Annotated in this window: 13 protein-coding genes; 12 read left to right on the top strand and 1 reads right to left on the bottom strand. The window is 57.4% G+C overall.

Features of this window, described 5'->3' with window-relative positions; translation table 11 throughout:
• Positions 1 to 34 precede the first annotated feature (34 nt).
• From pxpB to FY156_18675, 8 genes are read left to right on the top strand one after another with little or no spacing between them, the layout of a single operon-like run.
• Entirely contained in the window at positions 35 to 784 is a 750-nt protein-coding gene (gene pxpB / locus FY156_18710) for a 5-oxoprolinase subunit PxpB (GenBank protein UXS03590.1), read from the top strand.
• Positions 781 to 1,749 carry a biotin-dependent carboxyltransferase family protein gene (locus FY156_18705; GenBank protein UXS03589.1) on the top strand — a complete coding sequence of 323 codons (969 nt, stop codon included), beginning with the start codon at positions 781 to 783 and terminating at the stop codon, positions 1,747 to 1,749. The genes pxpB and FY156_18705 overlap by 4 nt, the downstream gene beginning before the upstream one ends.
• Positions 1,746 to 2,396: a GntR family transcriptional regulator gene (locus FY156_18700; GenBank protein UXS03588.1), complete on the top strand. Its 651-nt coding sequence runs from the start codon at positions 1,746 to 1,748 to the stop codon at positions 2,394 to 2,396. Before FY156_18705 ends, FY156_18700 begins: the two co-directional genes overlap by 4 nt.
• Positions 2,393 to 3,340: a 3-phosphoglycerate dehydrogenase gene (locus FY156_18695; GenBank protein ID UXS03587.1), complete on the top strand. Its 948-nt coding sequence runs from the start codon at positions 2,393 to 2,395 to the stop codon at positions 3,338 to 3,340. Before FY156_18700 ends, FY156_18695 begins: the two co-directional genes overlap by 4 nt.
• Positions 3,337 to 4,578, top strand: coding sequence for a hydantoinase/carbamoylase family amidase (locus tag FY156_18690; protein ID UXS03586.1), 1,242 nt, complete (start codon positions 3,337 to 3,339; stop codon positions 4,576 to 4,578). The genes FY156_18695 and FY156_18690 overlap by 4 nt, the downstream gene beginning before the upstream one ends.
• Positions 4,579 to 4,588: 10 nt before the next feature.
• Entirely contained in the window at positions 4,589 to 5,227 is a 639-nt protein-coding gene (locus tag FY156_18685; protein UXS03585.1) for a GntR family transcriptional regulator, read from the top strand.
• A gap of 29 nt (positions 5,228 to 5,256) precedes the next feature.
• Positions 5,257 to 6,432 (top strand): aminopeptidase P family protein, encoded by a 1,176-nt coding sequence (locus FY156_18680; protein UXS03584.1) that lies wholly within the window; start codon positions 5,257 to 5,259, stop codon positions 6,430 to 6,432.
• 44 nt (positions 6,433 to 6,476) lie between these two features.
• Entirely contained in the window at positions 6,477 to 6,890 is a 414-nt protein-coding gene (locus FY156_18675; GenBank protein ID UXS03583.1) for a dioxygenase, read from the top strand.
• Between the two features lie 66 nt (positions 6,891 to 6,956).
• On the opposite strand, the gene FY156_18670 is transcribed toward FY156_18675, so the two are convergent.
• The gene (locus FY156_18670) at positions 6,957 to 7,883 is read right to left on the bottom strand and encodes a dihydrodipicolinate synthase family protein (GenBank protein ID UXS03582.1); all 927 of its coding nucleotides are present in this window, start codon (positions 7,881 to 7,883) and stop codon (positions 6,957 to 6,959) included.
• 296 nt (positions 7,884 to 8,179) lie between these two features.
• On the opposite strand from FY156_18670, the gene FY156_18665 reads away from it, so the two are divergent.
• From FY156_18665 to FY156_18650, 4 genes are all read left to right on the top strand, one after another.
• A complete protein-coding gene (locus FY156_18665) occupies positions 8,180 to 9,232 on the top strand; it encodes an ABC transporter substrate-binding protein (GenBank protein UXS03581.1) in 1,053 nt (350 codons plus the stop codon).
• Positions 9,233 to 9,240: 8 nt separating this feature from the next.
• Complete coding sequence (locus FY156_18660; GenBank protein ID UXS03580.1) at positions 9,241 to 10,137, top strand: NAD(P)H-binding protein; 897 nt, start codon at positions 9,241 to 9,243, stop codon at positions 10,135 to 10,137.
• The gene (locus FY156_18655; GenBank protein UXS03579.1) at positions 10,128 to 11,297 is read left to right on the top strand and encodes an LLM class flavin-dependent oxidoreductase; all 1,170 of its coding nucleotides are present in this window, start codon (positions 10,128 to 10,130) and stop codon (positions 11,295 to 11,297) included. The genes FY156_18660 and FY156_18655 overlap by 10 nt, the downstream gene beginning before the upstream one ends.
• A gap of 92 nt (positions 11,298 to 11,389) precedes the next feature.
• The gene (locus tag FY156_18650; GenBank protein UXS03578.1) at positions 11,390 to 12,595 is read left to right on the top strand and encodes an amidohydrolase; all 1,206 of its coding nucleotides are present in this window, start codon (positions 11,390 to 11,392) and stop codon (positions 12,593 to 12,595) included.
• Position 12,596: the final 1 nt, after the last annotated feature.

The following is a 12,596-nucleotide window of genomic DNA, read 5'->3' as shown; positions in this document are numbered from 1 at the left end:
CATTGATGAAACTAAGATCGTGAATCGAGCGTGCATGACCGGTAAGGAAATACGGATTCGAGAGGCTGACAAGTTTCCGCGCATTCTTGCTTGCGGTGATAGCGCCATATCTGTTGAATTGTCCGACGAGATCGATGAAAGCGTAAGCGCGCGCGTTATTGCTCTTGCTGATGATCTTGCCGAAAATCCCATCGACGGAATTGACGAGCTTGTTCCGACCTACCGATCACTGATGGTAATGTATGATCCTGAAATCGTTCGGGGCCGGATGCTTTCTGGAGCATTGCTGCAGCGTCTGTCCTCGCTGATTGCGGATGCGCGTCCGTCCCGTCAATTCGAAATTCCCGTCGTCTATGGCGGAACCGTCGGTCTTGATCTCGAAGAGTTGGCGGGAATGAAGGGCCTGTCGCCCGATGCCCTTATCCAGATGCACAGCTCTGCCGAGTACCGCGTCTACATGATTGGTTTTGCTCCAGGATTTGCTTATCTCGGCGGCTTGCCGGAGGCCCTGCACACACCGCGCCTTGCGACGCCGCGTCAACGCATCGAGGCGGGTGCCGTTGGTATCGGCGGCAAGCAGGCGAGCGTCAACTCGGTTGCCGGGCCAAGTGGCTGGCGTTTCATCGGCCGTACCCCGCTCAAGCTTTTTGACCCGCAACGGCTTCATCCCTTCCTGTTGAAAGCGGGTGACCGTGTTCGATTTCGTCCTGTCAGCGAGAGCGAGGGGGCTGACCTCGATCGCGCTATCGCCGCAGGTGAAAACATCATGGGTTTGCAGCCATGAATGTGCTTGATGTTCATCAGGTCGGGCCGATGGCGACCGTTCAGGATCTTGGGCGGAAAGGGCTGCATCATGCTGGCGTTTCCGGCTGCGGCCCAATGGATACGCCTTCTTTCCGGATTGCCAATGCACTCGTCGGCAATCATGGCAATGCGGCCGCTCTGGAGTTCGCCGGCGTTGGCGGCATGTTTTCCGTCTCGCAACCTGCACTGTTCTCGGTAACGGGCGGCGATGTCAGCATTCATCTCGATGGGACGGCCCTGCACCCGTGGGAAAGCTACAGGATGGAGCCGGGGCAGCAATTGCATATCGGTGCTTTGCGCGACTGCGTGTGGGGGTATCTGGCGTTCGCGGGTGGCATAGACTTGCCATCCGTGCTTGGCTCGCTCTCCACACACTTGCGCAGCGGTGTTGGTGGCTTGGACGGCCGCCGGCTGCAGGCAGGAGATCGCCTGTCTCTTCACGAAGCCCATTCGAAAAACGAAATGGCGTTGAGTGGTATGTGGAGACGATCAGTGCGCCCGATCAGGGTCGTCCCGGGTCCACAGGACGACTATTTCTCAGCAGAGACACGCAAGGCCTTCACACAGGCGGACTTCATTGTTTCTGCTGCGCGAGACCGGATGGCACAAATGCTGGATGGACAGGAAATTCATGCCGAGCGTGGCCATGACATCGTTTCCGACGGGACGTCTGCCGGTTCCATTCAGGTTCCGTCATCCGGCCGGCCGATCGTGTTGATGGCGGAGCGGCAGACCACAGGTGGTTATCCGAAGATAGGCACGGTTGCATCCGTCGATCTCCCAAGGCTTGCGCAGGTTACAAGCGGCCGCAGCGTGCGGTTCAACTACGTGTCGCAAGATGAGGCGGAGGCGTTGCTGATTTCCGAGCGTGCTGCGTTGCGCAACGTGTTGGGGAATCTGGTAACAAAGCCGAACCGGCAAAATGTTCGAGGAGACATGTCATGACGACGCAACCGCTTGCAAAGCAAGCCTATGGCAAAATCATCCAGATGATCCTGTCAGGCGCTTTGACGCCAGGCGACGCTTTGCAGGAGGCCAAGCTGGGCGAAGTGCTTGAAATGTCCCGCACACCCGTACGCGAGGCGATCAAGCGTATCGAGGCGGAAGGTTTGGTCTCACAGGATGGCCGGTTTCTGAGGGTCCGCAAGTTAAGTTCTGAGGAAGTCAAGGAAATCTTCTTTTTACGACAGGTGCTTGAATCCTATTGTGCGCGGCACGCAACGATGGTCGCGCCAACCATCCTTGATAGTCTGGAGGCGCGTGTCAGGCACCTGCAGCAGAACGGCCCGGGTGAGGATGATGAGCAGCGTCAGGTGGATGACGAGTTTCACCGCACGATCGCCTTTTCTACGGGCAGCGAGACAATGGCGGCTATGATCGAGGATTTGCGCCGTCGCACCTGCATGTTTGACCACACGCAGGTTCCGGACCGGTTTCTGAAAAGCTGCGATGAGCATCTAGCCATGATTGCGGCATTGCGTGACGGCCGTGGAGATGAGGCCGGCCGGATGATGGCAGACCACATCGTACATGCGCGTGATGCCGTTCTCGCTAAACTGGAGCAATTTCCCGAAAGGACAGACGAGGGATGAAGTGTCTTATTGTCCAACCGGTCCACTCCGACGGTCTGGAGATTTTGAAAGCCGCAGGCGTTGAACCGGTGATATGCCCGAGCCCTGACATGGCCGTGGTGTCGCACTACATCCAGGGGTGCGATGCCGTTATCACGCGGGACAGAGGTTTGTCGGCCGAAGCGATACAGGCGGCCGATCGGCTGCGGGTTATCGTGGTACATGGTGCCGGGCACGACGCGGTCGATAAGGAGGCAGCGACGGCAAGAGGAATCCTGGTCTGCAACACACCTGGCGCCAATGCTCGCTCTGTTTCCGAACTGGCACTCGGGCTGGCGCTTGCGGCCGCCCGTGGTATAGCCGCAGCTGATCGTGATGAGCGTGCCGGCCTTTTCGGTTTTCGCGAGCGTGAGACCTTTTCGGAGCTGTCTGGAAAAACGGCACTTATCGTTGGTTGGGGCGCCACAGGTGCAGGCCTCGGCAAGATGCTGAAAGCGGCACTGGACATGCGCGTTCTCGTATATTCGCCACGCGTTGCCGACATCGACGGTTTCGAGCGGGCGCCAACACTCGAGGATGGGTTGCGCCAATGCGATCTGGTGTCGCTTCACACCCCCCTCAGGCAGGAGACCCGTGAATTGATTGGCCAACACGCCCTTTCCATGATCAAGAAAGGGGCCATTTTGATCAACACAGCGCGTGCCGGTCTGATCGACGAGAGCGCGTTGGCTGATGCCGTCGCCGACGGCCGTATCTCAGCTGCGGGGCTGGATGTTTATTCCCACGATGCACCGATTGGTCCTCTTGCTGCCAGCGGACGGGTGATCTTCACACCGCATCTCGGGGGAACCACGCTGGAAGCCTTGAAGCGCGTGGCCATCGGCTCGGCAAGGCATGTTTTGACTGCGCTTTCTGGCGAACGTCCGGTGACGGCACTCAATGAACCGGAGCGTTTGCTGGCATGACAGAGGTTTTCATCAAGGACACGATCGACCGGCTCATAGATCGCATCAATGCTATATCCGAACCGGGACCAGGCTTTACCCGTCCATCTTACAGCGCACTGGAAAGCGCGGCTCATCAGATTGTTGCAGTGGAATGCGAGGCGCTAGGTCTCGAGGTGACGCGTGATCCGGCCCTAAACCTGTTTGCGCGCCTGCCGGGCAAGGATCGAACCGCCCCGCCGCTTTATATTGGCTCTCACCTCGACACCGTGCCTATGGGCGGTGCTTTTGACGGACAGGCGGGCGTGGCTGGCGCCGTGGCACTGGCCGCGGCATTCGTCAAAAGCGGTGAAGTGCCGCCAAGCGATATAGTGGTGATGGTAACGCGGGCGGAAGAAAGTGTCTGGTTTCCGGTGTCATACGTCGGTTCGCGTGCTGCACTCGGCAGGCTGACCGCACCAGAAATGCAAGCGCTTCGGGCTGATACTGGACGCACACTCGCCGATCACATGGCCGAGCTTGGAGGCGATCCTGAGGCTGTCCTGCGGGGGCCTGGCCTTGCGCCGGCGCGGTTTGTTGAGCTGCATATCGAGCAGGGTCCAGTCCTCGATAATGCTGGCGAAGCCTTCGGCATCGTCCACGGCGTGCGTGGCGGTTTGCGTTATCGCAAGGCAACGATTGAGGGCGCCTGGGCACATTCGGGCGGTGCGCCGCGCGAAGCGAGGTCAGATGCGGTGTTTGCGTTTGCCGATCTCGTCGTGGGTATGGACACAGCGTGGGAGCGTGTCTTGCAGGATGGTGATGATCTCGCCGTGACCTTCGGCCGGGTGGATGCGGCCAGCAGTGAACATGCCTTCGCCAAGGTCCCGGGTCGCCTGGATTTCTGTGTCGATATACGAAGCGACGACGATAGGGTTCTGGACCGGGTAGATACTGTCCTGCTCAACGAGATCGCGCGCATTGAAAAGGCCAGGGGTGTGCGTTTCATTTTGGGGCCGCAATCTCGCAGCCAGCCAACGAAACTGTCCAGCGGTCTTGCCGCGGAAATTTCCGGTGCCGCAGCAAAAATGAACCTCTCACCGCGGACAATGTTGTCCGGTGGTGGCCACGATGCGGCGGCCTTCGCACAGGCTGGCTGGGATTCCGTTATGGTGTTCCTGCGTAACTGGAATGGCAGCCACAATCCGGATGAGGCGATGAACCCGGCCGATCTAGCATTGGCCGTACAGGTTCTTCACCGTGCATGGTCGGGTCATTGAAGGGGGCGACATGAGTGAAAAGGAAACCTTGGCTCAGCAGGCCTACAAGGATCTCAAACAGCGCATATTGCAAGGAACGTTCAAGGCGGGCGACCTTTTGACAGAGCGAACGCTTGCAGGTGATTCCGGTATTTCCCGCACGCCGCTCAGGGCAGCCATTTCCCGACTTGAAAAAGAGGGAGTTGTCTCCAGATTGGCCAATGGCGCCTTGATGGTTCGGCCTGTCACGCTGGAACAGCTTCTCGAGATCATCCAGATCCGACGGCTTCTGGAAGCAGCGGCCGCTGCGCGTGCGGCAGAACGTCCGTTCACGGACGCTTTGAAGACCTCGCGTGTGGTCATGCAGGATTATGCCGACGGCAAGGACACTGCATTCGACAATTTCTGGATGGATGACGACCGGTTTCATGAGGCTGTGGCAGATGCCGCGGGCCTCGCACTTCTTCCCGGGATGTTGAACGAACTGCGCAGCATTGCACGGCGCTGTACCATTACCCGAACCCATGATCGTTTTGCCGATCAGGCCCGGGAGCATATTGCCGTGATCGACGCAATCGAGGAGCGTGACGCCCCCCGGGCCGCCGCTGCCATGGAGGCGCATTTCGACAGTGCCAAGAACCGTTTTCTCGGTTGGCTTTCCCGACCATGAGGCAGATGGCGCAGGACAATCCTGGATCGATGACGACAGTGCATGAATATAAAGGTTTTCAGGGCTGCGAGGCCGCATTTCCTGCGGCGGAGTTTGCTGAGCGGCAGAAACGGGCGCGTGCTGCGATCGACAAGGCCGGATTTGACGCCCTTGTTGTCACGAGCCCTGAGAATATCTACTGGCTGACGGGTCGTCAGACTGCCGGATATTTTGCGTTTCAAGCCTTCATCATGCCGACAAGCGGGCCGCCGGTGCTGCTCGTCCGGCAACTTGAAATGCCCGGTGCCGTCGCCAACACCTGGCTCGACGATATCGTTAGCTATCAGGACGGTGAGGATCCGGCAGAGGTTCTTTCGCGCGTGCTTCGTGGCCTTGGTGCAAGTCGTCTGGCGATGGAGCTGGATGGTTGGTTCGTCTCACCGCGGTTTGCCGCAGACATTGCAAAGAAAGCGGGATTTGCCGCAATCGAGGATGGGTCGGCTGTCTTGCCACCCTTGCGCATCATCAAGTCATCTGCCGAATTGCAGGCCATCCGGACAGCCGCGAAATATGCGGAAAAGGGGTTGATGGCCGGATTGTCGTGTTGCAGCCTCGGATCGGATGAAAATGCCGTTGCGGCAGCGATGCTGGAAGCAGCAACACTCGCAGGCTCCGAAACGATGGCGATGGAGCCCCTGGTTTCCTCCGGCTATCGCAGCGGACTTCCACACATGACATGGAGGCGGCGAAAGCTCGAAGATGGCGATCCCATCTTTCTCGAGCTTTCTGGGAGCCATGCACGGTATCACGCCGCGTTGATGCGCTGTGCGTGGATCGGCAACCCGCCTGACGAGGCGAGACGGATGATGGATTGCGCCCTGAGAGCGCTGGATGCTGCATTGTCTGTCATGCGTCCAGGCGTCGCGTGCTCCGCGCCACACGAGGCGGCGCAAAAGATCATCGATGAGGCCGGCTACAAGGCGGCGTTTCGCAAGCGCATCGGGTACTCCATGGGCATTGCGTTTGCACCTGATTGGGGCGAGGGCGCTCTGCTTAGTCTTTTTTCTGGCGTTGAGCGATCGATCGAACCCGGAATGGTCTTTCACCTCCCAGCCACATTGCGCAGTTACGGCGTCTGGACCGTTGGCGCATCCGAAACGGTCATCGTGACAGACACTGGCATAGAGCCTCTTTCCAGCCTGCCGCGCGATATGAGCATCCGATAATCCGGCAGGTCCGGATTGATTTTACCCTCCAAAGGAAGACAGCCATGCGTTCATTGTTCCATCTTGCCTATCACGTCACCGACCTTGATGCTTCTCGCCGCTTCTATGGCGATGTGCTGGGTTGTGAGGAAGGCCGCTCCACCGACACCTGGGTTGATTTCGATTTCTTTGGTCATCAAATTTCGCTTCATCTCGGAAAGCCATTCGAAGTGACCCGGACCGGCAAGGTTGGGGACCATATGGTGATGATGCCGCATCTCGGTGTCATTTTGCGCCTTGATGACTGGTTTGCTTTGGCAAAACGCCTCGAAGATGCCGGTATTGCCTTTGACATACCGCCTGTCGTGCGGTTCGAAGGAGAACCCGGCGAACAGCGCACGATGTTCTTTTTTGATCCGAGCGGCAATCCGATCGAGGTCAAGGGTTTCAAGGACTTCGACGGCGTATTTGCTCAATGAAATGGAGATGGGGGAGATAGGCGGTGTTGAGACATCGCCTATCTCTGCATCCCTCTTTCGTGCCAATCAGGCAAGCTTGGCAAGTCTGCGGGTCTGGCGGTCAATCAACCGGTCAACTTCGTCAGCCGCGCGTGGGCTGAGGGCCGCTCCAGGACGACGTTGTGCAGCATTAGCAATCGCACCACGTTGTGCGAGCACATATTTGCGGATCGCCAGTCCCATGCCCGGTTGTTGCTCGTAGCGCATCAACGGCAGATAGGCATCGAACATATCCTGTGCGGCGTCATGATTGCCCTCGTTGCTGAGCCGCACGACATCGACCATCATCTCCGGGTAGGCGAAACCTGTCATCGCACCGTCAGCGCCACGTTGCATTTCTTCCGGCAAGAAGACGCCGGCGTTGCCGCAGAGTATCGAGATACGGCGGCGCCCTCTGGCTTCGGCCTCACGCAGATCTGTTATTTTTTGCAGACCCGGCCAGTCTTCGTGTTTCAGCATGACGATGCTGGGGTGGTTTTCAAAAATAACGCCGAGTGTTTTTGAGGATATCTGAACGCCTGTCGATAGCGGAAAGTCCTGCAGGACAAGAGGGACTTCAGTCCCGACGGTTTCAACGACATTACGGTAATAGGTAATGATCTGTTCGTCGGTCCGCAGGTTTGATGGCGGCGCTACCATGACGCCCGCTGCCCCCATATCCATAACAGCCTTGGTCAGTTCACCGATAGCAGCCAGACCCGGAGCTGATACGCCGACAACGACCGCTTTGCCTGGTGAACGTTTCAGGGTGCGCCGGGTTATTTCGATGGATTCGGCCTGTGTCAGCTTGGGTGCTTCACCCATCATGCCCAGGATTGTCAGGCCATCGGCACCTTTCTCGTAATAAAAGTCGACCATGCGATCGATGCTTTCGTGATCGACAGCGCCGTCTTCGTGAAAGGGCGTTACAGCGATGACGAAGACACCCTTCGTCTCCGTAGAAATCAATGGCACGGTGGTCTCCTTCTGGAACGGACGGGACTTGCGTCTGCAGCAATTTGATTGCTCTGCGAATAAACATACCAATGGTATACTGAATATGATCGCGGAAACAATATACAGCCGCTCTTTCAGTCCCAGTTGCACGCAGTCACATGCTCCACACGAGAAGCTGAATCGGGATTACGATGCTAAGCGCCATCTATGCGGAACCGAATTCTCCAGTGGGCAATTTAAATAGTACACTTTATCTATAGAAAATATTTTTAAGCCTATAGCCTATCGCGCATGGTCATCACTGAGGATATGACATGGTCGAGGCGGCACTACGCAAAACTCTCCAACCGGAAACAATCTGGTATACACGCTGTCCTGCGCCGACGCCGTTGTCGATCGCAGTTCAACTTGGTTGGGTCGCGGAAAACTTCGCTCACCACGCCATCCATGTCTCCTCAATACGCGATGCGGCAGACCCTTCCATCCGCCAAAGCCATTTTGATCACAGTCTGGAGTGGTCGTTTCGGCAGGGGGGTAGCATTCCACCAATATGGGCGCGATCGGGTGGTCGTCAGACACGCCTGATCGGTCTGACAAGAACAGACGAGTTTCAGGCTGTTATCGCATTGCCCGCGAGCGGTATCCGCAATGGCGCGGATTTGAAGGGGCGGCGTGTTGGACTTCCCAGAAGGCCGCACGAGACGATCGATTTTCAGCGCGCGACATCGTTAAAGGGCATTGTCTCAGCACTGACGATCTCCGGGCTGACAACAAGCAACGTCGAGCTTGTCGACCTCGTCGCAAACGAACCGGTCTTGCTCGGTCCAGATGACGAGCGGTTTCTTGGGCTGAAAAGGCGTTTTCCCTATGGGGAGGAAATTGCAGCTCTGAATCGCGGTGACATCGATGCGTTTTTCGTCAAGGGTGCGGAGGGTATCACTGTCGCCAACCTTATCGGTGCTCTTGTTGTCGTGTCGACGGGATTTCACCCTGACCCGAAAATTCGCATCAACAACGGCACTCCGCGACCACTCACGGTCGATGCGACTTTTGCAAATGAACGACCGGACCTCGTAACGGAACTGGTTACCACGGTGCAGCGGGTTTCCGGCTGGGCGAAAGAAAATCCCGGCGACGCCGTCAGGTTTATCGCGCGTGAAATTGGCGTAAGCGAGGATGCGGTGCTCGCTGCCAATGGTCCGAATGTCAGTCAAAACCTTGGCCTCACTCTCGATCCGGCAGAGGTAGAAGCGATCGCGCACTTCAAGGACTTCCTGTTGGAGTGGCACTTCATACCTGCGGATTTCGATGTTCTTGATTGGGTTGATGCGCGCCCCTTGGCGGCACACCAGCCCCGCGATTTGTGAGGTCGGACATGGCTCGGAGAATTCTCGTCACAGGAGCGACAGGCAAACTCGGAAAACGCGTCGTCGAGCGCCTTCTGAAAAAGAATTCCGAGGTGCGCATTCTGACGCGCAGACCAGAGGAGGCGCGTCGCTTGTGGGGCGATGCTGTGGAGGTCGCTCAAGGTGACTTTGCGGATCCACCCAGCTTGAAAGAGGCATTGGTTGATATCGATGCACTCTTTCTGCTGTCGCCGATCAGCGAAGCGCTGGCATCACATCAAAACGCGGCAGTTGATGCGGCAGCTTCTGCCGGGATCGAGCGTATCGTCAAGGTATCCGGTTCGGACTGGACGATACGAAATGCAGATCGCTCGGTTTCCGGATCGGCTCACGCCTTGGTGGAAGCCCATCTGGCTGAAAGCGGTGTCGCACACACGATCCTGAGACCCAATGCGTGGATGCAGGTCGCACTTGAGCCCACAATCGCGGCAATTCTCAGCCGGGAGGATTTGCCTGACCGTTACTCCGGTGCCGCCGTCTCCTACATCGATGCGGATGATATCGCGGATGTTTCCGTTGCGGCATTGACGAAAGAGACACCGTTGAACGGTGCCTTTGTCCTGACGGGTGGCAAAGCGCTGACAGCACTCGAAATCGGGCGGATTGCCGCGCGTATCTTGCATCGCCCGATCGGCGTGTCGCAGACAGTTCACACCGCGCTGCCATCACACCCTGGCACCTTTGAGCAAAAGGCGGTTGGTGAGTTCTGTGTGCTGATCGCCGAAGGTTTGGCGTCCTCGTTAAGCGATGACGTTCGTCGGATCACCGGCCGCGAACCGCGAACCGTAGACGCTTACCTCAGCGCGCGCCTGGCAGGCGCTGACATTCCTACACATAATCCGAAGGGAGAAAAATCATGGCACTGACAGCGCCGGTCAGCGATACACTCGAATTGAAGGCACCGTTCGATTTTGAGGAAAGCCCGTTAAGCCGTGCTGCACAACAGCCGTTGATGCTCGGGCTCTTTCTCAATTTGCAGGATATCAACTTTTCCAGCCTGCCAACGAGCAATAGCTGGACATTCGATTACAATGTCGAGCTGGTCAAACGCGCTGAGGAGCTGGGTTTCGAAATCGCCTTCAGTCGCACGCAATGGCTGCCGAAGGGCGGCTATGACGGTGATTCCTCCCTCGACAGTTTTATCGCGCTTGGTGCTATGGCGGCGGTTACGAAAAGCATCCTGCTAATTTCGACCATCCACGTCCTTTATGGCCCCTTGCATCCCCTCCATCTCGCCAAATACGGGGCGACACTGGATCACATCGCCAATGGCCGTTGGGGCATTAATATCGTCACCGGGCACCGGGCCATCGAGCATGAGATGTTTGGTTGGCAAAGGATCGAACACGACAAACGTTACGACATGGCGGGTGAACTGTTTGATGTGCTGCACCGATTGTGGGGTGAAACCGAAAACTACTCCTACGAAGGAAAGCTCAATCCCTGGGCGGTCAACAACGGCTGGATCACACCAAAGCCGTCCTTTGGTCGTCCACCTCTGGTAACTGCGACGGGTTCGCCTGCCGGGATTGACTTTGCCGCACGTCATTCCGACCTGGTTTTCGTGACATCGCCTGGTGGCGCGCACATCGATAGTGCATTGGAAACACTCCCGGCCCATGTCGCCAATGTTAAAAACCGTGCAATAGCACATGGCCGTCAGGTCAAGACACTCATCAATCCGATAATTGTCAGCCGTGATACTGAAGCTGAAGCCTTTGCGTATGCTGACGCCATCGAGGCAGGAAAGCCACAGCCGGGTACACGTGCTTTTGCTACCAACAATTATGAGAGCGATGCGCATGCCTGGCGGGGACGTGGCGATGCGCGCCACAAGCAGGGACGCAATCTCGGCGGCAATATCGAGATTATCGGTTCGCCTGAACAGGTCGTTGAACAGTTGATTGGCCTCAAGAAAGCGGGGATCGACGGCGTTCAGCTCAATTTCTACGATTTCCGGGAAGACCTCGAATATTTCGCCGACCGGATCCTGCCACTGATGAAAGAGGCCGGCTTAAGGCTCTGACGCCTTCGCCACCTCTGTTTCACCATCAAACGTCCCTGATCGCTCGCCACCCTCCGGTAGCGGCAGGGAATTCCATTGCCAAAGGATATGCCGTGAACATCGCCGTAGACCCCACAAACACCCCAGCACCGAAAGTCATCGACAGGATTGTTACCTACATTCCCGAACTGGTGTCGATCCGTCACGATCTGCACCAGCACCCGGAAATTGGCTTTGAAGAGGTGCGAACCTCCGGGATCGTCGCCGAGAAACTTGCGTCCTGGGGTATCGAGGTGCATCGCGGATATGGCAAAACAGGCGTGGTCGGTATCTTGCGTGGAAAACATGCGGGTAATCGCTCGGTTGGTCTGCGCGCCGACATGGATGCCCTGCCGATGCCGGAGGATACGGGTTTGCCCTATGCCTCGATCTACCCCGGCAAATTTCATGGCTGCGGTCACGATGCGCACACGACGATCCTTTTGGGGGCTGCGCGTTATCTGGCCGAAACTCGCGATTTCGCCGGCACGGTCGTTTTCATCTTTCAGCCTGCGGAAGAAGGTCTTGGTGGTGCGCGTGCCATGATCGCCGATGGGTTGTTCAAGGACTTTCCCGTCGATGAGATTTATGGACTGCATAACTCCTCTCATGCCGCGCCCAATCATCTCAAAGTCTCTCCCGGCACAATTCTCGCCGGTGCTGACTTCTTCGATATCAGGCTGAAGGGCAAAGGCGCACATGCCGCACATCCGGATGTCTCCCATGACCCGGTACCGGCAATCGGCGAACTCATCCAGACATTGCAAACGATCGTTAGCCGAAACGTTTCGCCGATTGATCCAGCAGTCCTGTCGATCACACGGATCGAGGCTGGTTCAGCCTACAACGTCATACCAGAAACGGCGTCGATTGCCGGAACGGTGAGGGCGTTTTCCGATCAAGTTCGCGCGACGATCCGCGAGCGGATCGCAACGATTTCGGAACATGTTGCTGCCGCCCACGGCCTGATAGCGGATGTCGATATCAGAGACATTTTCTCGGTCCTCACCAACGACGACGCGTCTGTCGATATCGTTGCGGAGGTCGCACGCGATGTCTTGGGCGACGCGCGCGTCTCGACCGAGCCCGGTCGCTTTATGGGCAGTGAGGATTTCGCAGACTTCCTGAAGCACGCTCCTGGTGCCTTTTTCACGCTTGGTCATGCGGGCAACGTTCCTGCGCATAACCCAGGTTTCATTGTCGACGACGCGATCTTGCCGGTGGGTGCCACATTGTTTGCGCGTCTGATCGAGCAGCGCCTCACGGCGGTTCCGGTATAAA

The sequence above is a fragment of the Agrobacterium tumefaciens genome (assembly GCA_025559845.1).
Lineage (GTDB): Bacteria > Pseudomonadota > Alphaproteobacteria > Rhizobiales > Rhizobiaceae > Agrobacterium.
Note: the sequence above shows the minus strand (reverse complement) of the source record. Positions and strands in the feature narration are given on the sequence as shown.

Excerpts from the sequence above, each read along its gene's own strand:
- FY156_18675 (UXS03583.1), top strand. The coding sequence starts at position 6,477 with ATGCGTTCATTGTTCCATCTTGCCTATCACGTCACCGACCTTGATGCT.
- FY156_18690 (UXS03586.1), top strand. The coding sequence starts at position 3,337 with ATGACAGAGGTTTTCATCAAGGACACGATCGACCGGCTCATAGATCGC.
- FY156_18695 (UXS03587.1), top strand. The coding sequence starts at position 2,393 with ATGAAGTGTCTTATTGTCCAACCGGTCCACTCCGACGGTCTGGAGATT.
- FY156_18705 (UXS03589.1), top strand. The coding sequence starts at position 781 with ATGAATGTGCTTGATGTTCATCAGGTCGGGCCGATGGCGACCGTTCAG.
- FY156_18660 (UXS03580.1), top strand. The coding sequence starts at position 9,241 with ATGGCTCGGAGAATTCTCGTCACAGGAGCGACAGGCAAACTCGGAAAA.
- pxpB (UXS03590.1), top strand. The coding sequence starts at position 35 with ATGACCGGTAAGGAAATACGGATTCGAGAGGCTGACAAGTTTCCGCGC.
- FY156_18685 (UXS03585.1), top strand. The coding sequence starts at position 4,589 with ATGAGTGAAAAGGAAACCTTGGCTCAGCAGGCCTACAAGGATCTCAAA.
- FY156_18680 (UXS03584.1), top strand. The coding sequence starts at position 5,257 with ATGACGACAGTGCATGAATATAAAGGTTTTCAGGGCTGCGAGGCCGCA.
- FY156_18665 (UXS03581.1), top strand. The coding sequence starts at position 8,180 with ATGGTCGAGGCGGCACTACGCAAAACTCTCCAACCGGAAACAATCTGG.
- FY156_18655 (UXS03579.1), top strand. The coding sequence starts at position 10,128 with ATGGCACTGACAGCGCCGGTCAGCGATACACTCGAATTGAAGGCACCG.
- FY156_18700 (UXS03588.1), top strand. The coding sequence starts at position 1,746 with ATGACGACGCAACCGCTTGCAAAGCAAGCCTATGGCAAAATCATCCAG.